The sequence below is a fragment of the Ramlibacter alkalitolerans genome (assembly GCF_016722765.1).
GTDB lineage: Bacteria > Pseudomonadota > Gammaproteobacteria > Burkholderiales > Burkholderiaceae_C > Ramlibacter > Ramlibacter alkalitolerans.
In genome coordinates, this window is record NZ_JAEQND010000005.1 from 13,075 (window position 1) to 37,694 (window position 24,620).

The window sequence follows — 24,620 nt, forward strand, 5'->3', positions numbered from 1 at the left end:
CCTAGGAATGTCGGCGCAAAGACAGATAGACGTCAAACCCGTCCCTACATTGCCGCTCTACCTTTCCGGGAAGGACACGGGCATGGAGACAACTTTCCCCCGGCTGCTGCTTGCGCACGCAGCCCAGCGGCCTGCCGCCGCCGCGATGCGGGAGAAGGAATACGGCATCTGGCAGGCCCTGTCGTGGGCCGGGCTGGCCGCCATGGTGGAGCAACTGGCCTGCGGCCTGCGGCAGGCCGGCCTGACGCGCGGCGAGCACATGGTGGTGATCGGCGCCAACCGGCCGCGCCTGTACGCCACCATGCTGGCCGCGCAGTCGCTGGGCGCCATCCCGGTGCCGCTGTACCAGGACGCGGCTGCCGAGGAATGCGTGTTCCCGATCAACAACGCCGAGGTCCGCTTCGCCCTGGCGGAAGACCAGGAGCAGGTCGACAAGCTGCTGGAGATCCGCGATCGCTGCCCGCAACTGGCCGCGATCTATTACGACGACCCGCGCGGCCTGCGCAAGTACAGCGAGCCGGGGCTGCTGGGGCTGGAGGCGCTGCTCGAATCCGGACAACGCGCCGCGCAGGCGAACCCCGGGCTGTTCCGCGCCGAGGTCGAACAGGGGCAGCCGGACGACGTGGCCGCCATGTTCTTCACCTCCGGCACCACCGGCACACCCAAGGGCGTGGTGCACACCCACCGCACCCTGCTCGATCGCGCCCAGGCCGGCCAGGAGTTCGACCGCCTGACCGAGCGCGAGGAAGTGCTGGCCTACATGCCGCCGGCGTGGATCGGCCAGAACATCTTCAGCTATGCGCAGTGGCTGGCCTGCGGCTATGTCGTGAACTGCCCCGAGTCGGGCAGCACGGTCATGATCGACCTGAAGGAGATCGGCCCGACCTACTACTTCGCGCCGCCGCGGATCTTCGAGGCGCTGCTCACCAGCGTGATGATCCGCATGGAGGACGCCGGCATCGTCAAGCGCCGGATGTTCCATGCCTTCATGGACCTCGCGCGGCGCGTCGGGCCGGCGCTGCGCGATGGCCAGCCGGTCGCCGCGCTCGATCGCGTGAAGTACGCCCTGGGCAACCTGCTGGTGTACGGGCCGCTGCGCAACAACCTGGGCATGTCGCGCGTGCGCGTGGCCTACACCGCCGGCGAGGCGATCGGCCCGGACCTGTTCACGTTCTACCGCTCCATCGGCGTCAACCTCAAGCAGCTCTATGGCAGCACCGAGACCGCGGTGTTCGTGTGCATGCAGCCGGACCACCAGGTGCACGCCGACACCGTGGGCGTGCCCTGCCGCGGCGTCGAGATCCGGCTGGCCGACAGCGGCGAGATCCTGGTGCGCTCGCCCGGCCTGCTCAAGGAGTACTACAAGAATCCGCAGGCGACGGCCGAAGTGAAGGATGCCGAGGGCTGGTACCACACCGGCGACGCCGGCTTCCTCGACGGCCAGGGCCACCTGAAGATCATCGACCGCGCCAAGGACGTCGGGCGGCTCGCCGACGGCTCCATGTTCGCGCCCAAGTACATCGAGAACAAGCTGAAGTTCTTCCCCCACATCAAGGAAGCCGTCGCGGTGGGCGACGGCCGCGAGCGTGTCTGCGTGATGATCAACATCGACTTCGACGCGGTGGGCAACTGGGCCGAGCGGCGCAACCTGCCCTACGCGGGCTACACCGACCTGGCGCAGAAGCCCGAGGTGTACGGCCTGATCCAGGACTGCATCGAGAAGGTCAACGCCGACCTCGCCTCCGACGAGCGGCTCGCCGGCAGCCAGGTCCACCGCTTCCTGGTCCTGCACAAGGAACTCGACGCCGACGACGGCGAGCTCACGCGCACCAACAAGGTCCGCCGCGGCTTCATCGCGCAGCGCTACGCGGTGCTCGTGGATGCCCTGTACGGCGGCAAGTCCGAGCAGTACATTGAGACGCAGGTGAAGTTCGAGGACGGGCGCACCGGCAGCGTGAGCGCGACGCTGAAGATCATGGATGCCCGCACCTTCGCGCCGGTGAGGGCGGCGGCGTGAAGATCATGGCAGAACTCGCTCCCTCCCTCGATACCGCCTTCACCTCGCTGCCGGCCGAGGCCGAGGTCGCCACGCCGGGCCGCGCGGCCGCCGCGCCGGCGCCCGAAGATGCGCCCGCCACCGGCCGCCGCATCGGCGAGGTGATCCTCGACGTGCAGAACATCTCGCTGGCCTTCGGCGGCGTGAAGGCGCTCACCGACATATCGTTCAACGTGCGCGAGCACGAGGTGCGCGCCATCATCGGCCCGAACGGCGCCGGCAAGAGCTCCATGCTCAATTGCATCAACGGCGTCTACCAGCCGCAGGAGGGCACGATCACCTTCCGCGGCAAGCGCTTCAACCACATGAAGAGCCGGCAGGTGGCGCAGATGGGCATCGCCCGCACCTTCCAGAACCTGGCGCTGTTCAAGGGCATGAGCGTCCTGGACAACATCATGACCGGCCGCAACCTGCGCATCCGCAGCAACCTGTTCCTGCAGGCGCTGCGCATCGGCCCGGCCGAGCGCGAGGAGATCCGGCACCGCGAGTACGTCGAGCGGATCATCGACTTCCTGGAGATCCAGGCCTACCGCAAGGTCCCCGTGGGCCAGCTCTCCTACGGGCTGCAGAAACGCGTCGACCTCGGTCGCGCGCTGGCGATGGAGCCGCAGGTGCTGCTGCTCGACGAGCCGATGGCCGGCATGAACCTGGAGGAAAAGCAGGACATGTGCCGCTTCATCCTGGACGTGAACGACGAGTTCGGCACCACGGTGGTCCTGATCGAGCACGACATGGGCGTGGTGATGGACATCTCCGACCGCGTCGTCGTGCTCGATTACGGCAAGAAGATCGGCGACGGCACGCCGGACGAGGTGCGTGCCAACCCGGACGTGATCCGCGCGTATCTCGGCACGTCGCACTAGGAATCCAGATGGGCTTTTTCCTCGAAACCCTCCTCGGCGGCCTGATGACGGGCATGCTGTATTCGCTGGTGGCGCTCGGCTTCGTGCTGATCTTCAAGGCCTCCGGCGTGTTCAACTTCGCGCAGGGCGCGATGGTGCTGTTCGCCGCGCTGGCGATGGCGCGCTTCTCGGAATGGCTGCCCAAGTGGTTCGGCTTCGAGAGCCTGGTGCTGGCCAACGTGCTGGCGTTCATCGTGGCCGGCGTGATCATGTTCGCCGTGGCCTGGCTGATCGAATGGCTGGTGCTGCGCCACCTGGTGAACCAGGAAGGCGCGACGCTGCTGATGGCCACGCTGGGCATCACCTACTTCCTCGAAGGCCTGGGGCAGACGCTGTTCGGCAACAGCATCTACAAGATCGACGTCGGCATGCCCAAGGATCCGGTGATCGCGTTCGAGAACGTGTTCCAGGGCGGCATCCTGATCAACCAGGAGGACCTGATCGCCGCCGCGATCTCCGCCGCGCTGGTGACGCTGCTGTCGCTGTTCTTCCAGAAGACGTCCACCGGCCGCGCGCTGCGGGCCGTGGCCGACGACCACCAGGCCGCGCAATCGATCGGCATTCCGCTGGCCCGCATCTGGGTGGTGGTGTGGTGCGTGGCTGGCGTGGTGGCGCTGGTCGCCGGAATGATCTGGGGCAGCAAGCTGGGCGTGCAGTTCTCGCTGGCGACGGTGGCCTTGCGCGCGCTGCCGGTGGTGATCCTGGGCGGCCTCACCTCGGTGCCCGGCGCGATCATCGGCGGCCTGATCATCGGCGTGGGCGAGAAGCTCTCGGAGGTCTACATCGGCCCGCTGGTGGGCGGCGGCATCGAGATCTGGTTCGCCTACGTGCTGGCGCTGGCCTTCCTGCTGGTGCGCCCGCAAGGGCTGTTCGGCGAAAAGATCATCGACCGGGTATGAGGTTGGGCGTTCGGCGTTGAGCGTTCAGCGAGAACAGCCAACCCAAGCCCCGCCCAACGCTCAACGCTCAACGCTCAACGCTCAACGACCACCATGCTTTACCGCGAAAACGGCCAGTTCAAGACCAGCTACCGCAGCGACCAGCAGATCTTCCCGATCCTGCAGGACCGCTGGGCGATCGCGGCGATCGTGCTCGCCGCCTGCGTGCTGGTGCCCATGCTGGCCAGCGACTACATGTTCCGCGCCATCCTGATCCCCTTCCTGATCATGGCGCTGGCGGCGCTGGGCGTGAACATCCTGGTGGGCTACTGCGGCCAGATCTCGCTCGGCTCCGGCGCCTTCATGGCGGTCGGCGCCTACGGGGCCTACAACTTCTTCGTGCGCGTGCCGGACATGCCGGTGATCCCCGCGATCCTGCTCGGGGGCGTCTGCGCCACGCTGTTCGGGATCGTGTTCGGCCTGCCCAGCCTGCGCGTCAAGGGCCTGTACCTGGCGGTGGCCACGCTCGCGGCGCAGTTCTTCTCCGACTGGATGTTCCTGCGCATCAAGTGGCTCACCAACGACTCGTCGTCCGGCTCGGTGTCCGTCAACAACCTGCAGGTGTTCGGCTTCTCGATCGACTCCGGCACCGGCAAGTACCTGTTCTGCCTGGGCTTCCTGGTCGTGATGGCGCTGCTGGCGAAGAACCTGGTGCGCAGCGCGATCGGCCGCGAGTGGATGGCGATCCGCGACATGGACGTCGCCGCCGCGGTGATCGGCATCCGCCCGATGTACGCCAAGCTGAGCGCCTTCGCAGTGAGCTCCTTCATCGTCGGCGTGGCCGGCGCCCTGTGGGCCTTCGTGTACCTGGGGGCTTGGGAGCCCGCGGCCTTCTCGGTGGAGCTCTCGTTCCGCCTGCTGTTCATGGTGATCATCGGCGGGCTCGGCTCCATCATGGGCGCCTTCTTCGGCGCCGCCTTCATCGTGGTGCTGCCGATCTTCCTGAACCAGTTCCTGCCCGCCTTCGCCGGCGCACTGGGCGTGACCATCTCCACCGCCGGCCTGTCGCACGCCGAGACCATGATCTTCGGCGCACTGATCGTCTGGTTCCTGGTGGTCGAGCCGCACGGGCTCGCCCGCCTCTGGTCCACCGGCAAGCAGAAGCTGCGCCTGTGGCCCTTCCCGCATTGAGTTCGCGTTCCGCAACACCCAAGAGGAGACATCCCATGAAGTTTCGTTCCGTCCTTGCCGCCGCCCTGCTCGGCGCGGCCGCTGCGGGCGCCTTCGCCCAGGCCAAGGAGCAGTTCTTCCCGCTGCTGTCCTACCGCACCGGCCCCTACGCGCCCAACGGCACGCCGTGGGCCAACGGCAAGCAGGACTACATCAAGATGATCAACGCCCGCGACGGCGGCATCAACGGCGTGAAGCTCACGTTCGAGGAATGCGAGACCGGCTACGCCACCGACCGCGGCGTCGAGTGCTACGAGCGCCTGAAGGGCCGGGCCGGCGTGACGCTGTTCGACCCGCAGGCCACCGGCATCACCTTCGCGCTGACCGAGAAGGTGGACAAGGACAAGATCCCGCTGATCACCGTGGGCTACGGCCTGTCGGTGGCCCAGGACGGCAGCGCCTTCAAGTGGAACTTCCCGATCCTGGGCAGCTACTGGACCGGCTCCGACATCCTGATCCAGCACATCGCCAAGAAGGAAGGCGGCCTCGACAAGCTCAAGGGCAAGAAGATCGCCCTCGTGTACCACGACTCGCCCTTCGGCAAGGAGCCGATCCCGCTGCTGCAGGAGCGGGCGAAGATGCACGGCTTCACGCTCGACCTGATCCCCGTCACCGCGCCCGGCGTCGAACAGAAGGCGGCCTGGCTGCAGGTGCGCCAGCAGCGGCCCGACTACGTGCTGCTGTGGGGCTGGGGCGTGATGAACTCCACCGCCCTGAAGGAAGCGCAGGCCACGGGCTATCCGCGCGAGAAGATGTACGGCGTGTGGTGGGCCGGCGCCGAGCCGGACGTCAAGGACGTCGCCGATGGTGCCAAGGGCTACAACGCGCTCGCCCTGCAGCACGGCGCCGACCACGACTCCAAGGTGGTGAAGGACATCCTCAAGTACGTGCACGACAAGGGCCAGGGCACGGGCCCGAAGGACGAAGTCGGCTCGGTGCTGTACATGCGCGGCCTGATCATCCAGATGCTGGGCGTGGAGGCGGTGCGGCGCGCGCAGGAGCGCTTCGGCAAGGGCAAGGTCATGACGTCCGAGCAGGTGCGCTGGGGCCTGGAGAACCTGAACCTGGACCAGAAGAAGCTGGACGCGCTGGGCTTCGCCGGCGTGATGCGCCCGGTCAGCACCTCCTGCCAGGACCACATGGGTTCCACCTGGGCCCGCATCCAGACCTGGGACGGCAAGCAGTGGAAGTTCACCAGCGACTGGTACCAGGCCGATGAACAGATCATCAAGCCGATGGTGAAGACCGGCGCCGAGAAGTACCTGGCGGACAAGAAGCTGCAGCGTCGGCCGGCCACCGACTGCGGTTCCTGATCTGACTTGCTCCCTCCCCTTCGGGGGAGGGTTGGGGTGGGGGCATGCCATGCGCTGACTGCCCGCACCGCGTGCCCCCATCCCAGCCTTCCCCCAGAGGGGGAAGGAGCAAAACCGAAGACCATCCCATGGAACAACGGAACATCGTCCTCAACGTCAACGGCATCGAGGTCATCTACAACCACGTGATCCTCGTGCTCAAGGGCGTGTCGCTGCAGGTGCCCGAAGGCGGGATCGCGGCGCTGCTCGGGGGCAACGGGGCCGGCAAGACGACCACGCTGCGCGCCGTCTCCAACCTGCTCCGGGGCGAACGCGGCCACGTGACCAAGGGCTCGATCGAGCTGCGCGGCGAGCGCATCGAGAACCTCACGCCGTCCGAACTGGTGCAGCGCGGCGTGGTGCAGGTGATGGAGGGACGGCACTGCTTCGCCCACCTCACGATCGAGGAGAACCTGCTGACCGGCGCCTACACGCGCTCCAGCCGCGGCGAGGTCGCCGCCAACCTCGAGAAGGTCTACAACTATTTCCCGCGGCTGAAGCAGCGCCGCAGCTCGCAGGCCGCCTACACCTCCGGCGGCGAGCAGCAGATGTGCGCGATCGGCCGCGCGCTCATGGCCAGCCCCAGCCTGGTGCTGCTCGACGAACCCTCCATGGGCCTGGCGCCGCAGATCGTGGAGGAAGTGTTCGAGATCGTGAAGGACCTCAACGCCCGCGAGAAGGTGACCTTCCTGCTGGCGGAGCAGAACACCAACATGGCGCTGAAGTACGCCGACTACGGCTACATCCTGGAAAGCGGCCGCATCGTCATGGATGGCCCGGCGAGCGAACTGGCCAACAACGAGGACGTCAAGGAGTTCTACCTCGGGGTCGGCGGCGGCGAGCGCAAGAGTTTCCGCGCCGTCAAGAGCTACAAGCGGCGCAAGCGCTGGCTGGCCTGAAGCAGCAGAGGAAAGAAACGAGCATGCAGGACTACTACGACAGCCTCGAGACGAGGCCGGCCGCCGAGCGCGAAGCCGAACTCATGGCGGCGCTGCCGGCGCAGGTGGCGCACGCGCAGCGCGCCACCGCCGCCTACCGCGAGATCCTCGAAGGCGTCGATGCCGACAAGATCCGCTCGCGCGCAGCGCTGGCGAAGCTGCCCGTCACGCGCAAGCACGAACTGCTGGAGCGCCAGCAGGCTCAGCGCGCGAGCGACCCCTTCGGCGGCTTCGCCGCGGTGGTGCGCGGGCCGGCCATGCCCCGCATCTTCGCCTCGCCGGGGCCGATCTACGAACCGGACGGCAGCCCGCGCGACTACTGGCGCATGGGGCGCGCCCTGTTCGCCGCCGGCTTCCGCGGCGGCGACCTGGTGCACAACAGCTTCAGCTACCACATGACGCCCGGCGCCTTCCTGATGGAATCCGGCGCGCACGCCGTGGGCTGCACGGTGTTCCCGGCCGGCGTCGGCCAGACCGAGCAGCAGTTGCAGGCCATCGCGGAACTCCGGCCGACCTGCTACACCGGCACCCCGAGCTTCCTGCGCATCCTGGTGGAAAAGGCCCGGGAGTCCGGCAGCGACATCGCCAGCCTGCGCAAGGGCCTGGTGGGCGGTGAAGCCTTCCCCCCCAGCCTGCGCGACTGGTTCCTCGAACACGGCCTGCACGTCTACCAGAGCTATGCCACCGCCGACCTGGGCCTGATCGCCTACGAGACCGCCGCGCGCGAAGGCATGCTGGTCGACGAAAGCGTGATCCTGGAGATCGTGCGCCCTGGCACCCGCGACCCGGTCGCGCCCGGCGAGGTGGGCGAGGTGGTGGTCACGACGCTCAATGCCGCCTATCCGCTGATCCGCTTCGGCACCGGCGACCTGTCGGCGCTGCTGCCCGGCGAGGACCCCACGGGCCGCACCAACATGCGCATCAAGGGCTGGCTGGGCCGGGCCGACCAGACCACCAAGATCCGCGGCATGTTCGTGCACCCCGGCCAGGTGGCCGACATCGCCCGCCGCTTCCCCGAGATCGTCCGGGCCCGTCTCGTCGTCAGCGGCGAGATGGCCAACGACGTGATGACGCTGAAGGTGGAGACCGCCGCCAGCGCCGACGGGCTCGGTGCGCGCATCGGCGACGCCGTGCGCGACGTCACCAAGCTGCGCGCCGACATCCAGCTCGTCGAGCCGGGCACCCTGCCCAACGACGGCAAGGTGATCGAGGACGCGCGCAGCTACAAGTAAGACGGAAGCACCAAGGCGCGCGGCCCTATCGCCCGTGCGGCGCGGGCATACTTTCGGGCGTACGTAGTTCCCGTCGTGTCCGGCGGTCGGCGCGAGCCCAACATGATGCGTTCTTGCATTGTCCGGACAACTTTCCTTCAGGAGACCCAATGAAAAAACTGATCCAGTCGCTCGTGCCGCTGGCCCTCGTCGCCGCCGCCTTCGGCGCTTCGGCCCAGGACTTCCCCGGCAGCAAGCCGATCACCATCATCGTGCCCTTCGCGGCCGGCGGCCCCACCGACAAGGTCGCGCGCGACCTCGCCGAAGCGCTGCGCAAGCCGCTCGGCGGCGCCACGGTGATCGTGGACAACGCCGCCGGCGCGGGCGGCTCGATCGGCGCCAACAAGGTCGCCAAGGCCCCCGCCGACGGCCACACGCTGCTGGTCCACCACATCGGCATGGCGACCATGCCCACGCTGGTGCGCAACATCCCCTTCAACGTCGAGAACGACTTCGAATACGTCGGCCTGATCAACGACGTGCCGATGACGATCATCGCCAAGCCCACGATCCCGGCCAACAACTGGAAGGAACTCGTGGCCTGGATCCAGGCCAACAAGGGCAAGATCAACCTGGGCAACGCCGGCGTCGGCTCCGCTTCGCACCTGTGCGGCATGCTGTTCCAGCACGCGATGGGCGTGGACATGACGGCCGTGCCGTACAAGGGCACCGGCCCCGCCATGACGGACCTGATGGGCGGCCAGATCGACATCATGTGCGACCAGACCACCAACACCACCGGCGTCATCGAAGGCAAGAAGGTGAAGGTGTTCGCCGTCACCACGCCCAAGCGCCTGGGCATCCCCGTCCTGAAGGACGTGCCGACGCTGCAGGAACTCGGCGTGAAGGACTTCAACGTCTCGATCTTCCACGGCCTCTACGCGCCCAAGGGCACGCCCGCCCCGGTGCTCAAGAAGCTCAACGACGCCCTCAAGGCCGCCCTGAAGGACCCGGACTTCGTCAAGCGCGAGGAAGCCCTCGGCGCCGTGGTCGTGAACGACCGCCGCACCGACCCGGCCGAGCACAAGAAGTTCGTCAAGTCCGAGATCAACAAGTGGAGCCCCCTGATCAAGCAGGCCGGCGTGTACGTGGACTGACCCGGTGATGCGCAATACCCCCTCCGCTTCGCGGCGGCGCCTGGTCTCGGGCGCCGGCCTGCTCGCGCTCGGTCTCGTGCCGGGCCTGTCGCTGGCGCAGGGCGCCTGGCCGGCCAAACCGGTGCGCATCGTCGTGCCCTTCAACGCCGGCGGCACCACCGACATCCTGGCCCGCGCCGTCGCGCAGGAACTGACCAAGTCGCTCGGCCAGTCCTTCGTGGTGGAGAACAAGGCCGGCGCCGGCGGCAACATCGGCGCCGACATCGTGGCGCACGCGGCGCCCGACGGCTATACGCTGCTGATGGGAACCGTGGGCACCCACGCCATCAACAAGTCGCTGTACTCGAAGATGCCCTTCGACCACGTGAAGGACTTCCAGCCGATCACGCTGGTGGCGGGCGTCCCGAACGTGATGGTGGTCAACGCCGAGAAGGCGGCCGCGCGCGGCATCCGCAACGTGCAGGACTTCATCAAGTACGCCAAGGCCAATCCCGGCAAGCTGAACATGGCCTCGAGCGGCAACGGCACCTCGATCCACCTCGCCGGCGAGCTGTTCAAGACCATGAGCGGGACGTACATGACGCACTTCCCGTTCACCGGCTCCAACCCGGCCTTGCTGAGCCTGATGTCCGGCGACATGGACGTGATGTTCGACAACCTGCCTTCCTCGATGGCGCACATCAAGGCCGGCAAGCTCAAGGCGCTGGCGGTGACGAGTGCGAGCCGCTCGGCCGCGCTGCCGGACGTGCCGACCGTGGAGGAAGCCGGCGGTGCCACGCTCAAGGGCTACGAGGCGAGCTCCTGGTTCGGCCTGCTGGCACCGGCCGGCACGCCGATGGAAATCGTCAACCGGATCCAGCAGGAGACGGCGAAGGCCCTGGCCACGCCGGCCATGAAGGAACGCCTGCAGGCCCAGGGCGCGATCCCCAGCGGCAACACGCCGGCCCAGTTCGCCCAGATGATCGACCGCGAAACGAAGAAGTGGGCGGCGGTGGTGAAGGCGTCGGGCGCCAAGGTCGACTGAGGAGGTTGGGCGTTAGGCGTCCGGCGTTGAGCGGCACTCCCCACGCTCAACGCCCAACGCTCCACGCTCAACCCCCCCTACACCCCCCAGACGATCTCCTTCTGCTCCTTCTCGCAGCGCCTGAGCATGTCGATGAAGGGCACCGCCCGCTGGCGCAGCGAGATGGCGTCGAACTTCGGGGGCACCTGCCCCTTGGCCTTCGCCTCCTCGATCGTCGCCTGCTGTTCGGCCTCTTCCTGGGCGATCGCCTGTTCCAGCTTCGTCACCGCCGCGGGGATCTCCTCGGGCAGGATGATGCCCTTGGGCCCCGGGTCCTTGCCGATGATCTGCAGCACGCGCCGCCCATTGGGTTCCAGCATGATCAGGTCGCCGGCGGCCTTGGATTTGAACTTGTAGAGCATCAGCGGTAGATGTACTCGCGGTTGAAGGGATAGGCCGACTGCGCACCGCGCAGGGCGCCCGTGTTCATCTTGCCATCCGGCCGCGTCGCCAGGAACTGGTGCAGCGAAATCCAGCCGTGCTCGAAGCAGGTGGCGGAGCCCGCCAGGTACAGCCGGTAGGCCCGCAGCACCCGGCCGCCGTCCTCCGGGCCGTGGGTGCTCTCGAGCACGACGCGGGCTTCCTCCAGCTGCTCCTCCAGGCCGTCGGACCAGGCCCAGAGTGTGCGCGCATAGTGCGGCCGCAGGTTCTCGGCGTCCACCATCTCGAGCCCGCCCATCGCCATCTCGCGCAGCACCAGGCTGGCGTGCAGCAGTTCCCCGCCCGGGAAGATGTACTTGCCGATGAACTCGCCCATGCCGGCCCCGAGCTGGCCCGGCTCCAGCGCACCGGCGGTGATGCCGTGGTTCATCACCAGGCCGCCGGGCGCCAGCAGGCGAAAGATCTTGCTGAAGTAGGCCGTCATGTTGACCTGGCCGACGTGCTCGAACATGCCGACCGAGGCGATCTTGTCGAAGGACTGGCCCTCGTCGAGCTCGCGGTAGTCCAGCAGCAGCAGCTTCACGCGGTCCTGCAGGCCGCGCTCGCGGATCAGCCGGTTCACGTAGGCGTGCTGGTTCTGCGACAGGGTGATGCCGGTCGCCTGCACCCCGTAGTGCTCCGCCGCCCACAGCAGCAGGCCGCCCCAACCGGCGCCGATATCGAGGAAGCGCTCGCCGGGCTGGAGCATCAGCTTGCGGCAGATGTGATCCAGCTTGGCTTCCTGCGCCTGGGCGAGCGAGAAGTCCGGTTCGCGGAAGTACGCGCAGGAGTACACCCGGCGCGGATCGAGCCACACGTCGTAGAAGTCGTCCGAGATGTCGTAGTGGAAGCGGATCTGCTCCGAATCCTTCTGCGGGCTGTGCAGCGCGATCGAGCGCGCGCGCCGCATCAGCTGGGTCCACCAACTGGTGTCGCTCGGAACCGGGCTGCCGGGCAGCAGGCCGACGGCCGCCGCCATCACGTCGCGCATGCGGCCGTGGATGCGCACCCGCTGCTCCACGTAGTCTTCGGCGACATGGCCGATCTGTCCGGCCGCCAGCGTGGCGACGCCGGACCAGTCCTCGAATTCGAGCCGCACCGCCGCATCCACGGGCCCGATCCGTTTGCCGCCGGGAAGGCCGATGGCAAGCGGAACCGGCAAGTCTGCGAGTTGTATTTCGATCTTGCGCAGCAGGGGTTCCATGGGCAAATTCTTGCCACGGCCGGCACGAGGCGTCAACGCCGCGGCTGTAGGACAGCGGCGCTTCCTCGCGCCCGCGGCACTGTTGCTTGCGGACCAATTAGTTCAAGCCTAAACTATTCAGCCGCAACCGAAAGGACGACGATGGACATGGAAGCGCGCGCCCACAGCGAGCACCCGGAGGCGCTGCGCCTCTGGCTGCGCCTGCTGACCTGCACGCAACTGGTCGAAAAGCAGGTGCGCACCCGCCTGCGCGAGCGCTTCGACACCACCTTGCCGCGCTTCGACCTGATGGCGCAGCTCGAACGCACGCCGGCCGGGCTGAAGATGAACGAGCTGTCGCGCCGCATGATGGTCACCGGCGGCAACGTCACCGGCATCACCGACCAGCTCGTGACCGAGGGCCTGGTCGAACGCATCGACGTGGAAGGCGACCGCCGCGCCTGCCGCGTGCGCCTCACGGCCCGCGGCCGCAAGCAGTTCCAGGAGATGGCGCGCCAGCACGAAGGCTGGATCGTCGAAGCCTTCGCCGGCCTGAACGAGAAGGAAATCGCCACCCTGCACAAGCTGCTGGGGAAGGTGAAGGAACACGCCAGCCCGGCACGCCAGGAGGCCGAGGCATGAGCGCCGCACGGCCGCCCGAAGGCGCTCGCCCCCTGCGCTCGCGGAGGGGGGAGGCGAAGGCCGCACATTGGACAAGGCTGGGGGAGGGAGTCGAATGAGCGCGCAGACCGACCGCTTCGTCCACGATCGGCTGCCGCCCGGCCCCCAGTGGCCGAAGCTGCTGTACGACCGTCCCGAGCTCGCGCTGCCGGCGCAATGCAACGTGGTGGAGGCCCTGCTCGATCGCGCGCCGCAGAAGGGCTGGGGCGACCGGCCGCTGCTGCGCTCCTCCCAGGGCGTGCTCACTTACCGCGACGTGCGCGAGCGCGTGGATCGCATCTGCCGCGTGCTGGTGGAAGACCTCGGCCTGGTCCCCGGCCACCGCGTGCTGCTGCGGGGCGGCAACTCGGTGGGCATGGCGCTGGCGTGGCTGGCGGTCGTCAAGGCCGGCGGCGTGGCGGTGGCCACCATGCCGCTGCTGCGCGCGCGCGAGCTGGGCGACATCATCGACAAGGCCCAGCCCACGCTGGCGCTGTGCGACATCCGGCTGCTGGAGGAACTGGAACTGGCGCGCAAGGAGCGCCCGGTGCTCCGGACCGTGGTGCCGTTCAACGCGCCGAACGAGCCCGGCGCGCTGGCGGTGCGGGCCGCGCAGAAGCAGGGCGACTTCCCCGCCTGCCCGACGGCGGCCGACGACATCGCCCTGCTCGCCTTCACCTCGGGCACCACCGGCAAGCCGAAGGCCGCCGTGCACACCCACCGCGACGTGCTGGCGTCCTGCGAGACCTGGCCGCGCCACGTGCTGCGCGCCACGCCCGAGGACATCGTGGTCGGCTCGCCGCCGCTGGCCTTCACCTTCGGCCTCGGCGGCCTGCTCGTGTTCCCGATGTGGGCCGGCGCCTCGGTGTACTTCCCCGATGCACCTTACACGCCGGAGTCCTTCGTGCGCACCATCGGGGAGGTCGGCGCCACCATCTGCTACACGGCGCCGACCTTCTACCGGCACGCGGCGCCCTTCGCGCGCCAGCTCGGGGTCGGCAGGCTGCGCACCAGCGTCAGCGCCGGCGAGGGTCTGCCCGATGCGACACGGCAGTTGTGGAAGCAGGCGACGGGCATCGAGATGCTGGACGGCATCGGCGCCACCGAGATGTTCCACATCTTCATCTCCTCCGCCGGGGAAGAAGTGCGGCGCGGCGCGATCGGCAAGGTCGTGCCCGGCTACCAGGCGCGGGTGGTGGACGACGACGGCAACGAAGTGCCGCGCGGCACCATCGGCAAGCTGGCGGTGATCGGCCCGACCGGCTGCAAGTACCTCGACGACCCGCGCCAGTCGAACTACGTGAAGGACGGCTGGAACTACCCGGGCGACGCCTTCCTGCAGGACGAGGACGGCTACTTCTTCTACCAGGCGCGGGCCGACGACATGATCATCACGGCCGGCTACAACGTCGGGGGGCCGGAAGTGGAAGATGCCCTGCTCAAGCACCCGGCCGTGGCCGAATGCGGCGTGATCGGCAAGCCGGACGAGGAGCGCGGCATGATCGTCAAGGCGTTCTGCGTGCTCAAGCCGGGCCACGCCGCCGACGCCGCCATGGTGAAGGCGCTGCAGGAGCACGTGAAGGCGACCATCGCGCCCTACAAGTACCCGCGCGAGATCGAGTTCCTCGCCAGCCTGCCGCGCACCGAGACGGGCAAGCTGCAGCGCTTCCGGCTGCGGCAGCTGTGATCAGTGCGGCATGTCGCCGGCCGGCTGCGAGGCCTGGCGCCGCGGCGGCCGCATCAGCACCAGCAGCGGGATGGCCAGCACCGTCACGGCCATCATGATCCAGAAGTCGTTGACGTAGGCGATCAGCGCCGCCTGCCGCGTGACTTCCGCGTTCAGCAGGGCGAGCGCGGCGCCGGGGTCGGCGCCCACCGCCTGCGGCAGTTGCGCCAGCGCCGGATTGCCCGGCGCGATGAAGGTGGCGAGGTTGGCGTGCGACTGCGCCATCCCGCGCGTCAGCAACGCCTGCACCACGGAGATGCCGACGCTGCCGCCGATGTTGCGCAGCAGGCTGTAGATCGGCGTGCCCTCGTTGCGCAGCCGCGGGGCCAGCGTCGCGAAGGCGGCGGCCGACAGCGGCACGAAGGTGAAGCCGATGCCCAGGCCCTGGATGAAGCCGGAGGTGACCACCAGGCGGCTGTCCATCTGCAGCGTGATGTGCGTCATCTGCCACAGCGCCAGCGCCGTGAGGCCGAAACCGACGGCCATGATGACGCGCAGGTCCACCTTCTGCACCAGCCGGCCGACGGCGATCATCGCGATCATGGTGCCGATGCCGCGCGGCGCCGTGATCACGCCGGTGTAGACCACCGGGTACTGCATGAGGCCCTGCAGGAACAGCGGCAGCAGCGCCATCGTGCCGTACAGCACGACACCGACGATGAAGCCGAACACGCAGCCGGTGATGAAGTTGCGGTCCTTCAGCAGCTCGCGGTCGACGAAGGAGGCGCCCTGCACCGTCCAGGTGTGCACGGCGAGGAAGGCGAAGGCCACCAGCGCACCGACGGCCTCCAGCCGGATCTCCCAGGAATCGAACCAGTCCAGCAGTTCGCCGCGGTCCAGGAACATCTGCAGCAGGCCGATGGCCAGGCTCAGCGTGACGAAGCCGAACATGTCCAGCGGCAGCGCCCGCGGGCGGTTCTCCGGCAGGTAGCGCCAGATGCCGTAGAGCGCGAAGGCGCCGACCGGCAGGTTGATGAAGAACACCCAGCGCCAGTCGAAGTTCTCGGTCAGCCAGCCGCCCAGCATCGGCCCGAGGATGGGGCCGACCATGATGCCGGCGCCCCAGATCGCCATCGCCTGGCCCACCTTCTGCGGCGGGTTGATGTCCAGCAGCACGGCCTGCGACAGCGGCACCAGCGCGGCGCCGAAGATGCCTTGCAGCAGGCGCGCCGCCACGATGCCGGTGAGCGAAGTGGCCAGGCCGCACAGCGCGGAGGCGACGGTGAAGCCGATCACCGACAGCAGGAACACCTTGCGCCGGCCCCATTGCGAGCACAGCCACCCGGTCAGCGGCAGCGCGATGGCGGAGGCGACGATGTACGAGGTGAGCACCCAGGTGATCTGGTCCTGCGAGGCCTGCAGGCTGCCCTGCATGTGCGGCAGCGCCACGTTGGCGATGGTGGTGTCCAGCGCCTGCATGATCGTGGCCAGCATGATCGACAGGGTGATCATGCCGCGGTGCTGCACCGTCCGTGGATCCGGCGTGGCCTGCGTCACGCTGCCTCCCCGGGTGCAGCGGCGGCAAGCAGCCCTTCGCGGGCGCGGGCCAGCAGGGCCAGCAGCTGCTTGCGTTCGGCGGCGCTCATCGCGCCGAGCGTGGCGGCGGTCAGGTCGTCGGCCAGGTGCATGGCCTGTTCCAGCGCCTTGCGCGCGCTGGGCTTGATGTGCAGGCGGTTCACGCGGCGGTCGCCGGGATGCGCGCGACGTTCGATCCATCCCGCTGCGGCGAGGCGATCGCACATGGTGGCGACGCCCATGGCCGTGAGGCCGGTCTTCTGCGCCAGTTCGACCTGCGACAGCGCCTCCTCGCCCTCGTGCCAGGCAAGCACCGCCAACAGGCGGCACTGCGCCTGCGAAAGGCCGAGCTTCTCGCGCGCGAGCCGGTCGAACTGCTGGGAATAGAGGCGCGAGACTTCGTTGACCAGGAAGCCGAAGCGCCCGGACAGGGCGGGTTTCATCAACGGGTGGATTATAAACGTGCTTATGATTCGCGCGCTGGGACCGTTCACCGGCTGCTCCCGGTGGGCTGGCGGTGGAGCGCCAGCGCAACCCCAGCGATGCGCGCCAGCGCTGGGGTTGCGCGCGCTTCGCGGCTCACCGCCAGCCTACCGGGCGACCCGCGCGGTCCAGCCCCTCAGCGCACGCGCAAGTGCAGTTCGCGCGCCAGCGTCCGGTACGTCTCGACCTGGCTTCGCACATAGGCGTCGAGCTCGCGCCCGGTGAGCGGCAGCGGCTCCAGCCCCTGCGCGCGCAGCCGCGCCGCGAAGCCGGGTGCCGCCAGCACGCGCCGCAACAGCGCCGTCCACTCCTGGAAGTCGCGCTCCGGCACGCCCGGTCCCATGTAGAGGCCCCGCACCGTCGGCCAGACCAGGTCCACGCCCTGCTCGCGGGCGGTCGGGACATCCGCGTAGCGGCCGGGCAGGCGCTGCGGGGCGAGCAGCGCCAGCACCCGGATCTCGCCGGCCGCGAGCGCCTCGCGCGCCTCGGCGCTGTCGCCGCAGAACACGTCCACGTGGCCGCCTTTCAATGCCGCCAGCGCCTGCCCGCCGCCCTCGAAGGACACGAAGCGCATCGCGCGGTGATCGCGGCCGGCGGCGCGCACCAGCAGCGCGGCCTTCATCCAGTCCTGGCTGCCGACGCTGCCGGAAGCGCCGAACACCGCCCCGGCCGGGTCCTGCCGCAGCCGGTCGACCAGGGCTGCCAGCGACCCGAAGGGCGCATCCCTGCGCACCGCGACGATCCCGTAGTCGGTGCCGAGCGTGGCCAGCCAGCGCACCGCCATCGGATCGTGCGGGCCGAAGCGGCCCTGGACGATGTTCACCAGGGAGCCGCTGGAAAACGCGATCACCGTGCCGGGGTCCGCCAGTCGTCCCTGGACGGCGCGGTCGAAGGCGACGGCGCCGATCCCGCCCGGCAGGTACTTCACCTGCACGGCCGCGGCCTGGTCGGCCGCGAGCAGCTCGCGCACCAGCCGGCAGGTCAGGTCGAAGCCGCCGCCCGGCTTGGCCGGCGCGATGCAGTCCACGCGCGGCGGCAGCGCGTGCGCGGGCAGGCCGGCGAGCAGGCTGGCGGACAGCAGCAGCGCCTTCATCCTGCGGGCTCCTCGGGCGCTGCCCGCGGCCACCACAGGGCCGCACGCAAGCCCCGCCCGCCGGCGCCCGGCTCCAGCCGCAACCCGCCGCCATGCCGCGCGGCGACCGAGCGGGCGATCGCCAGGCCGAGGCCGGAGCCGCCGGGGCGGGCTCCGGCCGGCCGCAGGAACCGCGCGCCGGCGCCCTGTTGCAGCTCCGGCGCCAGGCCGGGTCCGCTGTCCTCCACCGCGATGCTGCAGCCGAAGGCGTCCTGCGCGGCCGACAGGGTGACCGGCGCGCCGCCGCCATAGGCGATCGCGTTGGCCACCAGGTTCGCCAGCGCCTCGCGCAGCAGGCCGGCATCGGCGACCGCCTGCTGCGGCGCGCAGTCGACGCCGAGATCGACGCCCGCCTGCCGCGCCGCCGGCAGGAACTGCCGCGCCACGTCCTGCAGCAGGCCCTCGACCTCGAAGGGCGCCGGCTGCAGTTGCGCGCTGTCGCTGCGCGCCAGCGCCAGCAGCTGGTTGGTGCTGCGGGTGGCCCGCTGCAGCTCGGTCTCGAGCGCCGCCAGCGCTTCGCCGACCTGCGCCGGATCGGGTTCGCGGCGGGCGAACTCGACCTGCATGCGCAGCGTGGTGAGGTGCGTGCGCAGCTGGTGCGAGGCGGCATCGATGAAGTCGCGCTGCTGCCGCAGCAGTTCGGCGATGCGCTGCATGTGCCGGTTCATCGCCGCGATGGGCGGCCGCAGGTCCGGCGGCAGCTTGGCCGCGTCGAGCGGCCCGAGCTCGGACGGCGAGCGGCCAGCGATGGCCTCCGAAACGCGCGCCAGCGGCCGCAGCACCAGCATCACGGCGAGGGCGGCCGAAGCCACCGTCAGCAGCAGGAACACCCCGTTGGCGATCGCCGCCCGGCGCACGAACAGGCGCCGGAACTCCGAGCGGGCCTGCATGCTCTCCGCCACCTGGATCACGAGCTGCCGGGCCGGCGACTCGCCGGTGGGCCGGTCGAGCTCGCGCGTGTAGGCGACCAGCCGCACCGGCTCGCCGAAGTAGCGGCCGTCGTAGAACACGGGCACGCCGGGGCGCAGGGGCTGCGGCGCCGCCGGCAGGTCGGCGCTCCCCAATTCGACCAGGCCGTCGGCGGTGGCCACGCGGTAGTGCACCGGGCCGCTGGCGGTGAGCTCGAAGAACTCGAACATGCGGTAGGGCAGCTCCACCGACAGGCCGCCGGACTCGGTGGACACGTTGGCGTCGATCGCCTTCAGCGCGCCGAGCAGCGAACGGTCGTAGGCGGTGTCGGCGGCACGCTGCACGTCCTGCGCCGTCACGCGCAGTTCGGCCAGCGACAGCAGCAGCAGCGTGGGCACCAGCAGCAGGAGCAGCCGCTGCGCCAGCGGCAGGCGGTCAAGCGGCTTCCAGCGCATAGCCCAGTCCGCGGAGGGTGGCGATGCGCACGCCGGCGCCTTCGAGGCGCTTGCGCAGCCGGTGGACGATCACCTCCACCGCCTCGGGCTGGATGTCCTTCTCGTCGGAGACCACGCGCTCCAGCACCTGCTGCTTGGACATCGGCTCCCCGGCGTGCTGCAGCAGCACGCGCAGCACGGCGAACTCGCGCGGCGAGAGGGCCAGCGGCGCGTCGCCGAGGGTGAAGCGCTGCGTCGCCAGATCGTAGGCCAGCGGTCCGCAGGCCAGGCGCGCCGCCGCGCCACCGCGGGCGCGCCGCAGCAGGGCGTGCAGCCGCGCCTCCAGTTCCTCGAGGGCGAAGGGCTTGGCCAGGAAGTCGTCGGCGCCGCCATGGAAGGCTCGTACTTTCTCGTCGACCGTGTCGCGCGCCGTCAGCACCAGGGCCGGGATGCGGCTGTCGCGGCTGCGGATGTCGGCCAGCAGGTCCTGGCCGTCGCGATCGGGCAGGCCGAGGTCGAGGACCACCACGTCATGGCTGCCGCTGCCCAGCGAGGCGAGCGCCAGCGCCGCCGTGTCCACCCAGTCGACCAGGATGCCGGAACGTTCCAGCACCCGGGCCAGCCAGGTGCCCAGCGTGGGTTCGTCTTCGACCAGCAGGATGCGCATGGGTGGGGGGCGGTGCGCGGACCGCCCCGGCGCGCTCACTCGGGCTTGATTTTGGCCCGTTCCACCACCTGCTTCCAGCGCTTCTGTTCCTGCGCGATGAACTGGGCGAACTGCGCCGGCGTACCGCCGATGGCCTGCGCCGCATCCTGGTTCAGGCGCTCCACCGAAGCCTGCGAGCGCACCGCCTTCTGCGTTTCGGCGGCCAGCTTGTCGACGTTGGCCTGCGCCATGGAGGCGGGCGCCAGCATGCCGTACCACTGCGTCATCTCGAAGCCGGGATAGCCCTGCTCGGCGACCGTGGGCACGTCGGGCAGTTGCGGCAGGCGCTGGGTCGAGCCGGTGGCGATGCAGCGCAGCTTGCCGGCCTTGATGTGCTGCAGGATCGCGGACGCGCCCACCGAAGCGGCATCGAGCCGGCCGGCCAGCAGGTCGGTGAGCTGCGGGCCGGTGCCCTTGTACGGGATGTGCAGCAGGAAGGTGTTGGTCACCATCTTCAGGTATTCCATCGCCAGGTGGCCCGCGCTGCCGTTGCCGGCCGATCCGTAGTTCAGCTTGCCCGGCTTGCTCTGGGCCAGCGCCACGAATTCCTTCAGGTTCTTCACCGGCAGGTTGGGGTTGACCACGTAGAGGCTGGGCACCTTGGCCAGCAGGCTGACCGGCTTGAAATCCTTGTTCGGGTCGTAGGGCAGCTTGTCGAACATGTAGGGGTTCACCGCCAGCGTGCCGATGTGGCCCAGGATGACCGTGTGCTGGTCGTCGGCCCGCGCCACTTCCGCCATGGCGATGTTGCCGGAGGCGCCCGGCTTGTTGTCGACGAAGACGCTCTGGCCCAGGGTCTTGCTCAGCTCGCCCGCGGTCGACCGGGCAACGATCTCCGAACTCCCGCCCGGGGCGAAGGGCACCACGAAGCGCACCGGCTTGGCCGGCCAGGCCTGCGCGAAGGCGGCGCCCGGCAGCAGGCTGTAGAGGGCGGCACCGGCGGCGCCGCCGAGGAAGTCTCGTCTGGTGTGGATCATGGAGGTCTCTGGGTGGAGGGGCCGCCGGACCTTAACCGGCCGCGGCTTTCAGCGCGCTTTCATTCGGCGGCCGCTGGGACCGGCCGATCACCCGCCCATAGAGGATCGTGTCGATCAGGTAGCCGTCCTTGCTGGCGGCGCAGCGCAGCACGGCCTCGCGTTCGAAGCCCGCCTTCTCCAGCACGCGCATGGAAGCGGGATTCCATTGGAACACCTGCGCCTCCAGCCGGGCGAACAGGCGCTCCCGCGCGAGCCTGTCGACCAGCGCCCGCGCCGCCGCGCTGGCGATGCCACGGCCCCAGTGGGCTTCGCCCAGCCAGTAGCCGAACTGCGCCGTCTGGGCGAAGATGCCCTCGCCCGCGATCACCCCGATACCGCCGACCGCCCGGCCCTCGAAGTCGATCGCGAGCTGGATGCTGGCGCCCGGATCGGCCGCGATCGCCAGCCACAGGTCGGCGTCGCGCTCGGTGTACGGATGCGGGAAGGTGTGCGTCATGTTGCGCCACACCTTGCGGTTGTTGGCTTCTCGGATCAGGTCGTCCCGGTCGGCGGCCCGCCAGGGGCGCAGCACGCAACCGGCAAGGTCGGTGGTCAGGTGCACGCTCATGGCCGCATGCTATTTCAGCTTCCGGTCCTCCTGCTTGGCCTCCTCCATGGCCTCCGGCTCGAGTTCCTCGGCGGAGCGGTTCATGCGCAGGAACACGCCCCAGGCGGCCAGCAGGAGCGAGATCGCCACCAGCAGCGCCGCGGGATACACCAGCAGCGTCAGGTCGTCGTGCAGCGCCTTGAAGGTGCCGACGAGACCCTCGATCACGAGCGCCACCACCAGGACGACCAGGAAGCGCGAGAGGAAACGGCGCACGCGCGTGGGCGCGCTGACGTGGGCCTCGCGGATCACCTCCTCCTCCGCGATGGTCTGGGCCATCTGCAGGGCGACCACGGCGGCGGCGAGCAGGCCCACGGCCTCGATGATCTCCTGCGCGCCGTCCTTGTCGAGACCGGCCACCACCGCGTCCCAGCCGACGCGCGCGGCGATCAGCGTCAGCACCAGCGAGGCGGCGGCGAACAGCACCGCCATCACGCCCTGCACCAGGCCGAAGCCCGTCAGGACGAATTTCAGCCGCATGCGGTTCAGCCGCCGAGTTCCTTGACGCGGTCGGAATTCGTGCTGGCGCGCGCGCCCTTCAGGTGCATCTCGACGTCGGCGGCCTGGTCGCCCACGGCCTGCACGGCTGCGCGCAGCTGGTCCGGCGTGGCGTCCAGCTTCTTCGCCCAGCGCGCCAGTTCCTGTTCGTCGTTCGGATCGATGCGATCGGGCTGCACGCCCGGCTGGCTGGTCATGGCGGGTCTCTCCTGATCGGGGTCAACCCGTGAAGCTAACGCAGGCCCGCTCGCCGCCATGTAGGCGTGCGCCGCGCCCCTGCCGGACCGTATGATCGGCCCATGCCGGCATATGCATTCGAGGCGCTGGACCCGGAGGGCGCCACCCAGAAGGGCGTGATCGAGGCCGATACCGCCAAGGGCGCGCGCGGCCTGCTGCGGGCCCGCGCGCTGGTGCCGCTGGAGGTGAAGCCGGTGGCCTCGGGCGAGGGCGAAGCCGTGGGCGGCGCGTCCACCCTGCTGCGCCGGCGCGTGTTCACCGCCACCACCCTGGCGATCTGGACGCGCCAGCTCGCCGGCCTGGTCAGCTCGGGCCTGACGCTGGAGCGGGCCCTCACGGCCCTGGCCGACGAGGCCGACACCGAGCAGCAGCACCACCTGGTGGCCGCCCTGCGGGCCGAAGTCAACGCCGGCTCCTCCTTCGCCAAGGCGCTGGCCCGCTTCCCGCGCGAGTTCTCCGAGATCTACATCGCCGTCGTCGGCGCCGGCGAGCAGAGCGGCCACCTCGGCGTGGTGCTGGAGCGCCTGGCCGACGACCTGGAAGAGCGGCAGGCCCTCAACGCCAAGCTGCTGGCCGCGACGCTCTATCCCGCCATCGTCACGGTGGCGGCGATCGCGATCGTGCTGCTGCTCATGACCTACGTGGTGCCGCAGGTGGCCAACGTGTTCGCCGGCACCAAGCGCGCGCTGCCGATGCTCACCGTGATCATGCTGGGGCTGAGCGCCTTCGTGCGCAGCTGGGGCTTGGCGCTGCTCGGTGTGCTGGTGGCCGCCTTCTTCGCCTTGCGCCTGGCGCTGCGCAATCCGGCGCTGCGCGAACGCTTCGACGCGGCCTGGCTGAAGCTGCCCCTGGTCGGGCGGCTCGCGCGCGGCTACAACGCGGCGCGCTTTGCCGGCACGCTGGCGATGCTGGCCGGCGCCGGGGTGCCCATCCTCAAGGCGCTGCAGGCCGCCGCCGAGACCCTGGGCAACCGCGCGATGCGGGTCGACGCCCTCGACGCCCTGGTGCTGGTGCGCGAGGGCGCGCCGCTCGCCTCCGCCATCGGGCAGAAGAAGCGCTTCCCGGGCCTGCTTTCCATGTTCGCCCGCCTGGGCGAGCAGACCGGCCAGCTGCCCCAGATGCTGCAGCGCGCCGCCAACCAGCTCAGTGCCGAAGTGCAGCGCCGCGCGATGCAGCTGGCCACGCTGCTGGAGCCGCTGCTGATCATCGGCATGGGTCTCATCGTGATGCTGATCGTGCTGGCGGTGCTGCTGCCGATCATCCAGCTGAACCAGTGGGTGCGGTAAGCGACAAGCGCATGGCCGCCCCTTCCCTGGACAACAAGCTCGTCGTCGCGATCTCCTCGCGCGCGCTGTTCGACTTCGAGGAGGAGAACCGCGTGTTCGAGGCCGGCGATGCGGCCGGCTACATGCGGCTGCAGTTCGAACGCCTGGAGCACCCGGCCAAGCCCGGCATCGCGTTCTCGCTGGTGCGCAAGCTGCTCGCGTTCAACGACGCGACGGCGCAGCGGGTCGAGGTGGTCGTGCTCTCGCGCAACGATCCGGTGTCGGGCATGCGCGTGTTCCGCTCGGCGCAGGCCGCCGGCATCCACCTGCAGCGCGGCGTGTTCACGCAGGGCCGCTCGCCCTTCGGCTACCTGCGGCCGCTGAAGGCCACGCTGTTCCTCTCGGCCAATGCCGACGACGTGCGCGGCGCGCTGGCCGCCGGCTTCCCGGCGGCCCACGTGCTGACCGAGTCGGTGCTGGCCAGCGCCAACTACCCCAACGAAGTGCGCATCGCCTTCGACGGCGACGCGGTGCTGTTCTCCGACGAGGCCGAGCGGGTGTTCCAGGCGCAGGGCCTGGAGGCGTTCCAGCAGCACGAACTGGCGCATGCCACGCAGCCGCTGCCCGGCGGCCCGTTCAAGCCCCTGCTGGCCGCGCTGCACCGGCTGCAGCAGGCCGGCGACGCCCAGATGCGCATCCGGACCGCGCTGGTCACGGCGCGCAGCGCGCCGGCGCACGAACGCGCGATCCGCACGCTGATGGACTGGAAGATCCAGGTCGACGAGGCGATGTTCCTCGGCGGCCTGGACAAGAGCGAGTTCCTGGCCACCTTCGAGCCCGACTTCTTCTTCGACGACCAGACCGGCCACGTCAAGCGCGCCGCGCTGCACGTGCCGGCGGGCCATGTGGCGGCGGGGATCGCGAACGTCGTGGTTTGATGCGCGGCGGGAAAGCGGACAACCGAACGCAGAAGCCGCAAAAGTACGCAAAAGCCGCAAAAGGGACTTCCAACGAGGATTCCTTTTGCGGCTTTTGCGTACCT

At 69.5% G+C, this 24,620-nt stretch carries 24 protein-coding genes; 13 read left to right on the plus strand and 11 right to left on the minus strand.

Going from position 1 to position 24,620, the window contains the following annotated elements; translation table 11 throughout:
* Positions 1-82 precede the first annotated feature (82 nt).
* The 9 genes from JI746_RS09510 (at position 83) to JI746_RS09550 (ending at position 10,748) form a co-directional block, all read left to right on the plus strand.
* Entirely contained in the window at positions 83-2,017 is a 1,935-nt protein-coding gene (locus JI746_RS09510) for an AMP-binding protein (protein ID WP_201688891.1), read from the plus strand.
* A 5-nt stretch (positions 2,018-2,022) separates the two neighbouring features.
* Positions 2,023-2,919 carry an ABC transporter ATP-binding protein gene (locus tag JI746_RS09515; protein WP_236599729.1) on the plus strand — a complete coding sequence of 299 codons (897 nt, stop codon included), beginning with the start codon at positions 2,023-2,025 and terminating at the stop codon, positions 2,917-2,919.
* Between the two features lie 8 nt (positions 2,920-2,927).
* A complete protein-coding gene (locus JI746_RS09520; protein WP_201688893.1) occupies positions 2,928-3,857 on the plus strand; it encodes a branched-chain amino acid ABC transporter permease in 930 nt (309 codons plus the stop codon).
* A gap of 93 nt (positions 3,858-3,950) precedes the next feature.
* On the plus strand, positions 3,951-5,027 hold the full coding sequence (locus tag JI746_RS09525) for a branched-chain amino acid ABC transporter permease (RefSeq protein ID WP_201688895.1): 1,077 nt from the start codon (positions 3,951-3,953) through the stop codon (positions 5,025-5,027).
* Between the two features lie 35 nt (positions 5,028-5,062).
* Positions 5,063-6,379 (plus strand): ABC transporter substrate-binding protein, encoded by a 1,317-nt coding sequence (locus JI746_RS09530; RefSeq protein WP_201688897.1) that lies wholly within the window; start codon positions 5,063-5,065, stop codon positions 6,377-6,379.
* A gap of 128 nt (positions 6,380-6,507) precedes the next feature.
* A complete protein-coding gene (locus JI746_RS09535) occupies positions 6,508-7,317 on the plus strand; it encodes an ABC transporter ATP-binding protein (RefSeq protein ID WP_201688899.1) in 810 nt (269 codons plus the stop codon).
* Between the two features lie 23 nt (positions 7,318-7,340).
* Complete coding sequence (locus JI746_RS09540) at positions 7,341-8,588, plus strand: phenylacetate--CoA ligase family protein (protein ID WP_201688900.1); 1,248 nt, start codon at positions 7,341-7,343, stop codon at positions 8,586-8,588.
* Positions 8,589-8,737: 149 nt separating this feature from the next.
* The gene (locus JI746_RS09545; protein WP_201688901.1) at positions 8,738-9,724 is read left to right on the plus strand and encodes a tripartite tricarboxylate transporter substrate-binding protein; all 987 of its coding nucleotides are present in this window, start codon (positions 8,738-8,740) and stop codon (positions 9,722-9,724) included.
* A gap of 7 nt (positions 9,725-9,731) precedes the next feature.
* The gene (locus JI746_RS09550; RefSeq protein WP_201688902.1) at positions 9,732-10,748 is read left to right on the plus strand and encodes a Bug family tripartite tricarboxylate transporter substrate binding protein; all 1,017 of its coding nucleotides are present in this window, start codon (positions 9,732-9,734) and stop codon (positions 10,746-10,748) included.
* A gap of 77 nt (positions 10,749-10,825) precedes the next feature.
* Here JI746_RS09550 and JI746_RS09555 read toward each other — a convergent pair whose 3' ends face one another.
* Together JI746_RS09555 and JI746_RS09560 are read right to left on the minus strand one after the other, a co-directional pair.
* Entirely contained in the window at positions 10,826-11,149 is a 324-nt protein-coding gene (locus JI746_RS09555; protein ID WP_201688903.1) for a DUF1840 domain-containing protein, read from the minus strand.
* Positions 11,149-12,411, minus strand: coding sequence for an SAM-dependent methyltransferase (locus tag JI746_RS09560; protein WP_201688904.1), 1,263 nt, complete (start codon positions 12,409-12,411; stop codon positions 11,149-11,151). Before JI746_RS09560 ends, JI746_RS09555 begins: the two co-directional genes overlap by 1 nt.
* Before the next feature lie 141 nt (positions 12,412-12,552).
* On the opposite strand from JI746_RS09560, the gene JI746_RS09565 reads away from it, so the two are divergent.
* Positions 12,553-13,032, plus strand: coding sequence for a MarR family winged helix-turn-helix transcriptional regulator (locus JI746_RS09565; RefSeq protein ID WP_201688906.1), 480 nt, complete (start codon positions 12,553-12,555; stop codon positions 13,030-13,032).
* A gap of 94 nt (positions 13,033-13,126) precedes the next feature.
* Entirely contained in the window at positions 13,127-14,737 is a 1,611-nt protein-coding gene (locus JI746_RS09570; protein ID WP_201688907.1) for an AMP-binding protein, read from the plus strand.
* Here JI746_RS09570 and JI746_RS09575 read toward each other — a convergent pair whose 3' ends face one another.
* The 9 genes from JI746_RS09575 to JI746_RS09615 form a co-directional block, all read right to left on the minus strand.
* Positions 14,738-16,228: a DHA2 family efflux MFS transporter permease subunit gene (locus JI746_RS09575; RefSeq protein ID WP_201689505.1), complete on the minus strand. Its 1,491-nt coding sequence runs from the start codon at positions 16,226-16,228 to the stop codon at positions 14,738-14,740.
* A 41-nt stretch (positions 16,229-16,269) separates the two neighbouring features.
* Positions 16,270-16,734 carry a MarR family winged helix-turn-helix transcriptional regulator gene (locus JI746_RS09580; protein WP_201688912.1) on the minus strand — a complete coding sequence of 155 codons (465 nt, stop codon included), beginning with the start codon at positions 16,732-16,734 and terminating at the stop codon, positions 16,270-16,272.
* A gap of 176 nt (positions 16,735-16,910) precedes the next feature.
* A complete protein-coding gene (locus JI746_RS09585; RefSeq protein WP_201688913.1) occupies positions 16,911-17,867 on the minus strand; it encodes a tripartite tricarboxylate transporter substrate binding protein in 957 nt (318 codons plus the stop codon).
* Positions 17,864-19,270 carry a sensor histidine kinase gene (locus JI746_RS09590; protein WP_201688914.1) on the minus strand — a complete coding sequence of 469 codons (1,407 nt, stop codon included), beginning with the start codon at positions 19,268-19,270 and terminating at the stop codon, positions 17,864-17,866. The genes JI746_RS09585 and JI746_RS09590 overlap by 4 nt, the downstream gene beginning before the upstream one ends.
* Entirely contained in the window at positions 19,251-19,916 is a 666-nt protein-coding gene (locus tag JI746_RS09595; RefSeq protein ID WP_201688915.1) for a response regulator transcription factor, read from the minus strand. The genes JI746_RS09590 and JI746_RS09595 overlap by 20 nt, the downstream gene beginning before the upstream one ends.
* A gap of 35 nt (positions 19,917-19,951) precedes the next feature.
* Positions 19,952-20,932, minus strand: coding sequence for a Bug family tripartite tricarboxylate transporter substrate binding protein (locus JI746_RS09600; RefSeq protein WP_201688916.1), 981 nt, complete (start codon positions 20,930-20,932; stop codon positions 19,952-19,954).
* A gap of 31 nt (positions 20,933-20,963) precedes the next feature.
* Positions 20,964-21,539, minus strand: a complete 576-nt coding sequence (locus tag JI746_RS09605) for a GNAT family N-acetyltransferase (RefSeq protein ID WP_201688917.1) — start codon at positions 21,537-21,539, stop codon at positions 20,964-20,966.
* Positions 21,540-21,548: 9 nt separating this feature from the next.
* A complete protein-coding gene (locus JI746_RS09610; protein WP_456239077.1) occupies positions 21,549-22,052 on the minus strand; it encodes a hypothetical protein in 504 nt (167 codons plus the stop codon).
* Between the two features lie 11 nt (positions 22,053-22,063).
* Positions 22,064-22,273, minus strand: coding sequence for a DUF3606 domain-containing protein (locus JI746_RS09615; protein WP_201688921.1), 210 nt, complete (start codon positions 22,271-22,273; stop codon positions 22,064-22,066).
* A gap of 102 nt (positions 22,274-22,375) precedes the next feature.
* Here JI746_RS09615 and gspF point away from each other — a divergent pair, with 102 nt between their 5' ends.
* Positions 22,376-23,599, plus strand: coding sequence for a type II secretion system inner membrane protein GspF (gene gspF / locus JI746_RS09620; protein ID WP_201688922.1), 1,224 nt, complete (start codon positions 22,376-22,378; stop codon positions 23,597-23,599).
* Positions 23,600-23,610: 11 nt separating this feature from the next.
* Entirely contained in the window at positions 23,611-24,516 is a 906-nt protein-coding gene (locus tag JI746_RS09625; RefSeq protein ID WP_201688924.1) for a 5'-nucleotidase, read from the plus strand.
* Positions 24,517-24,620 lie beyond the last annotated feature (104 nt).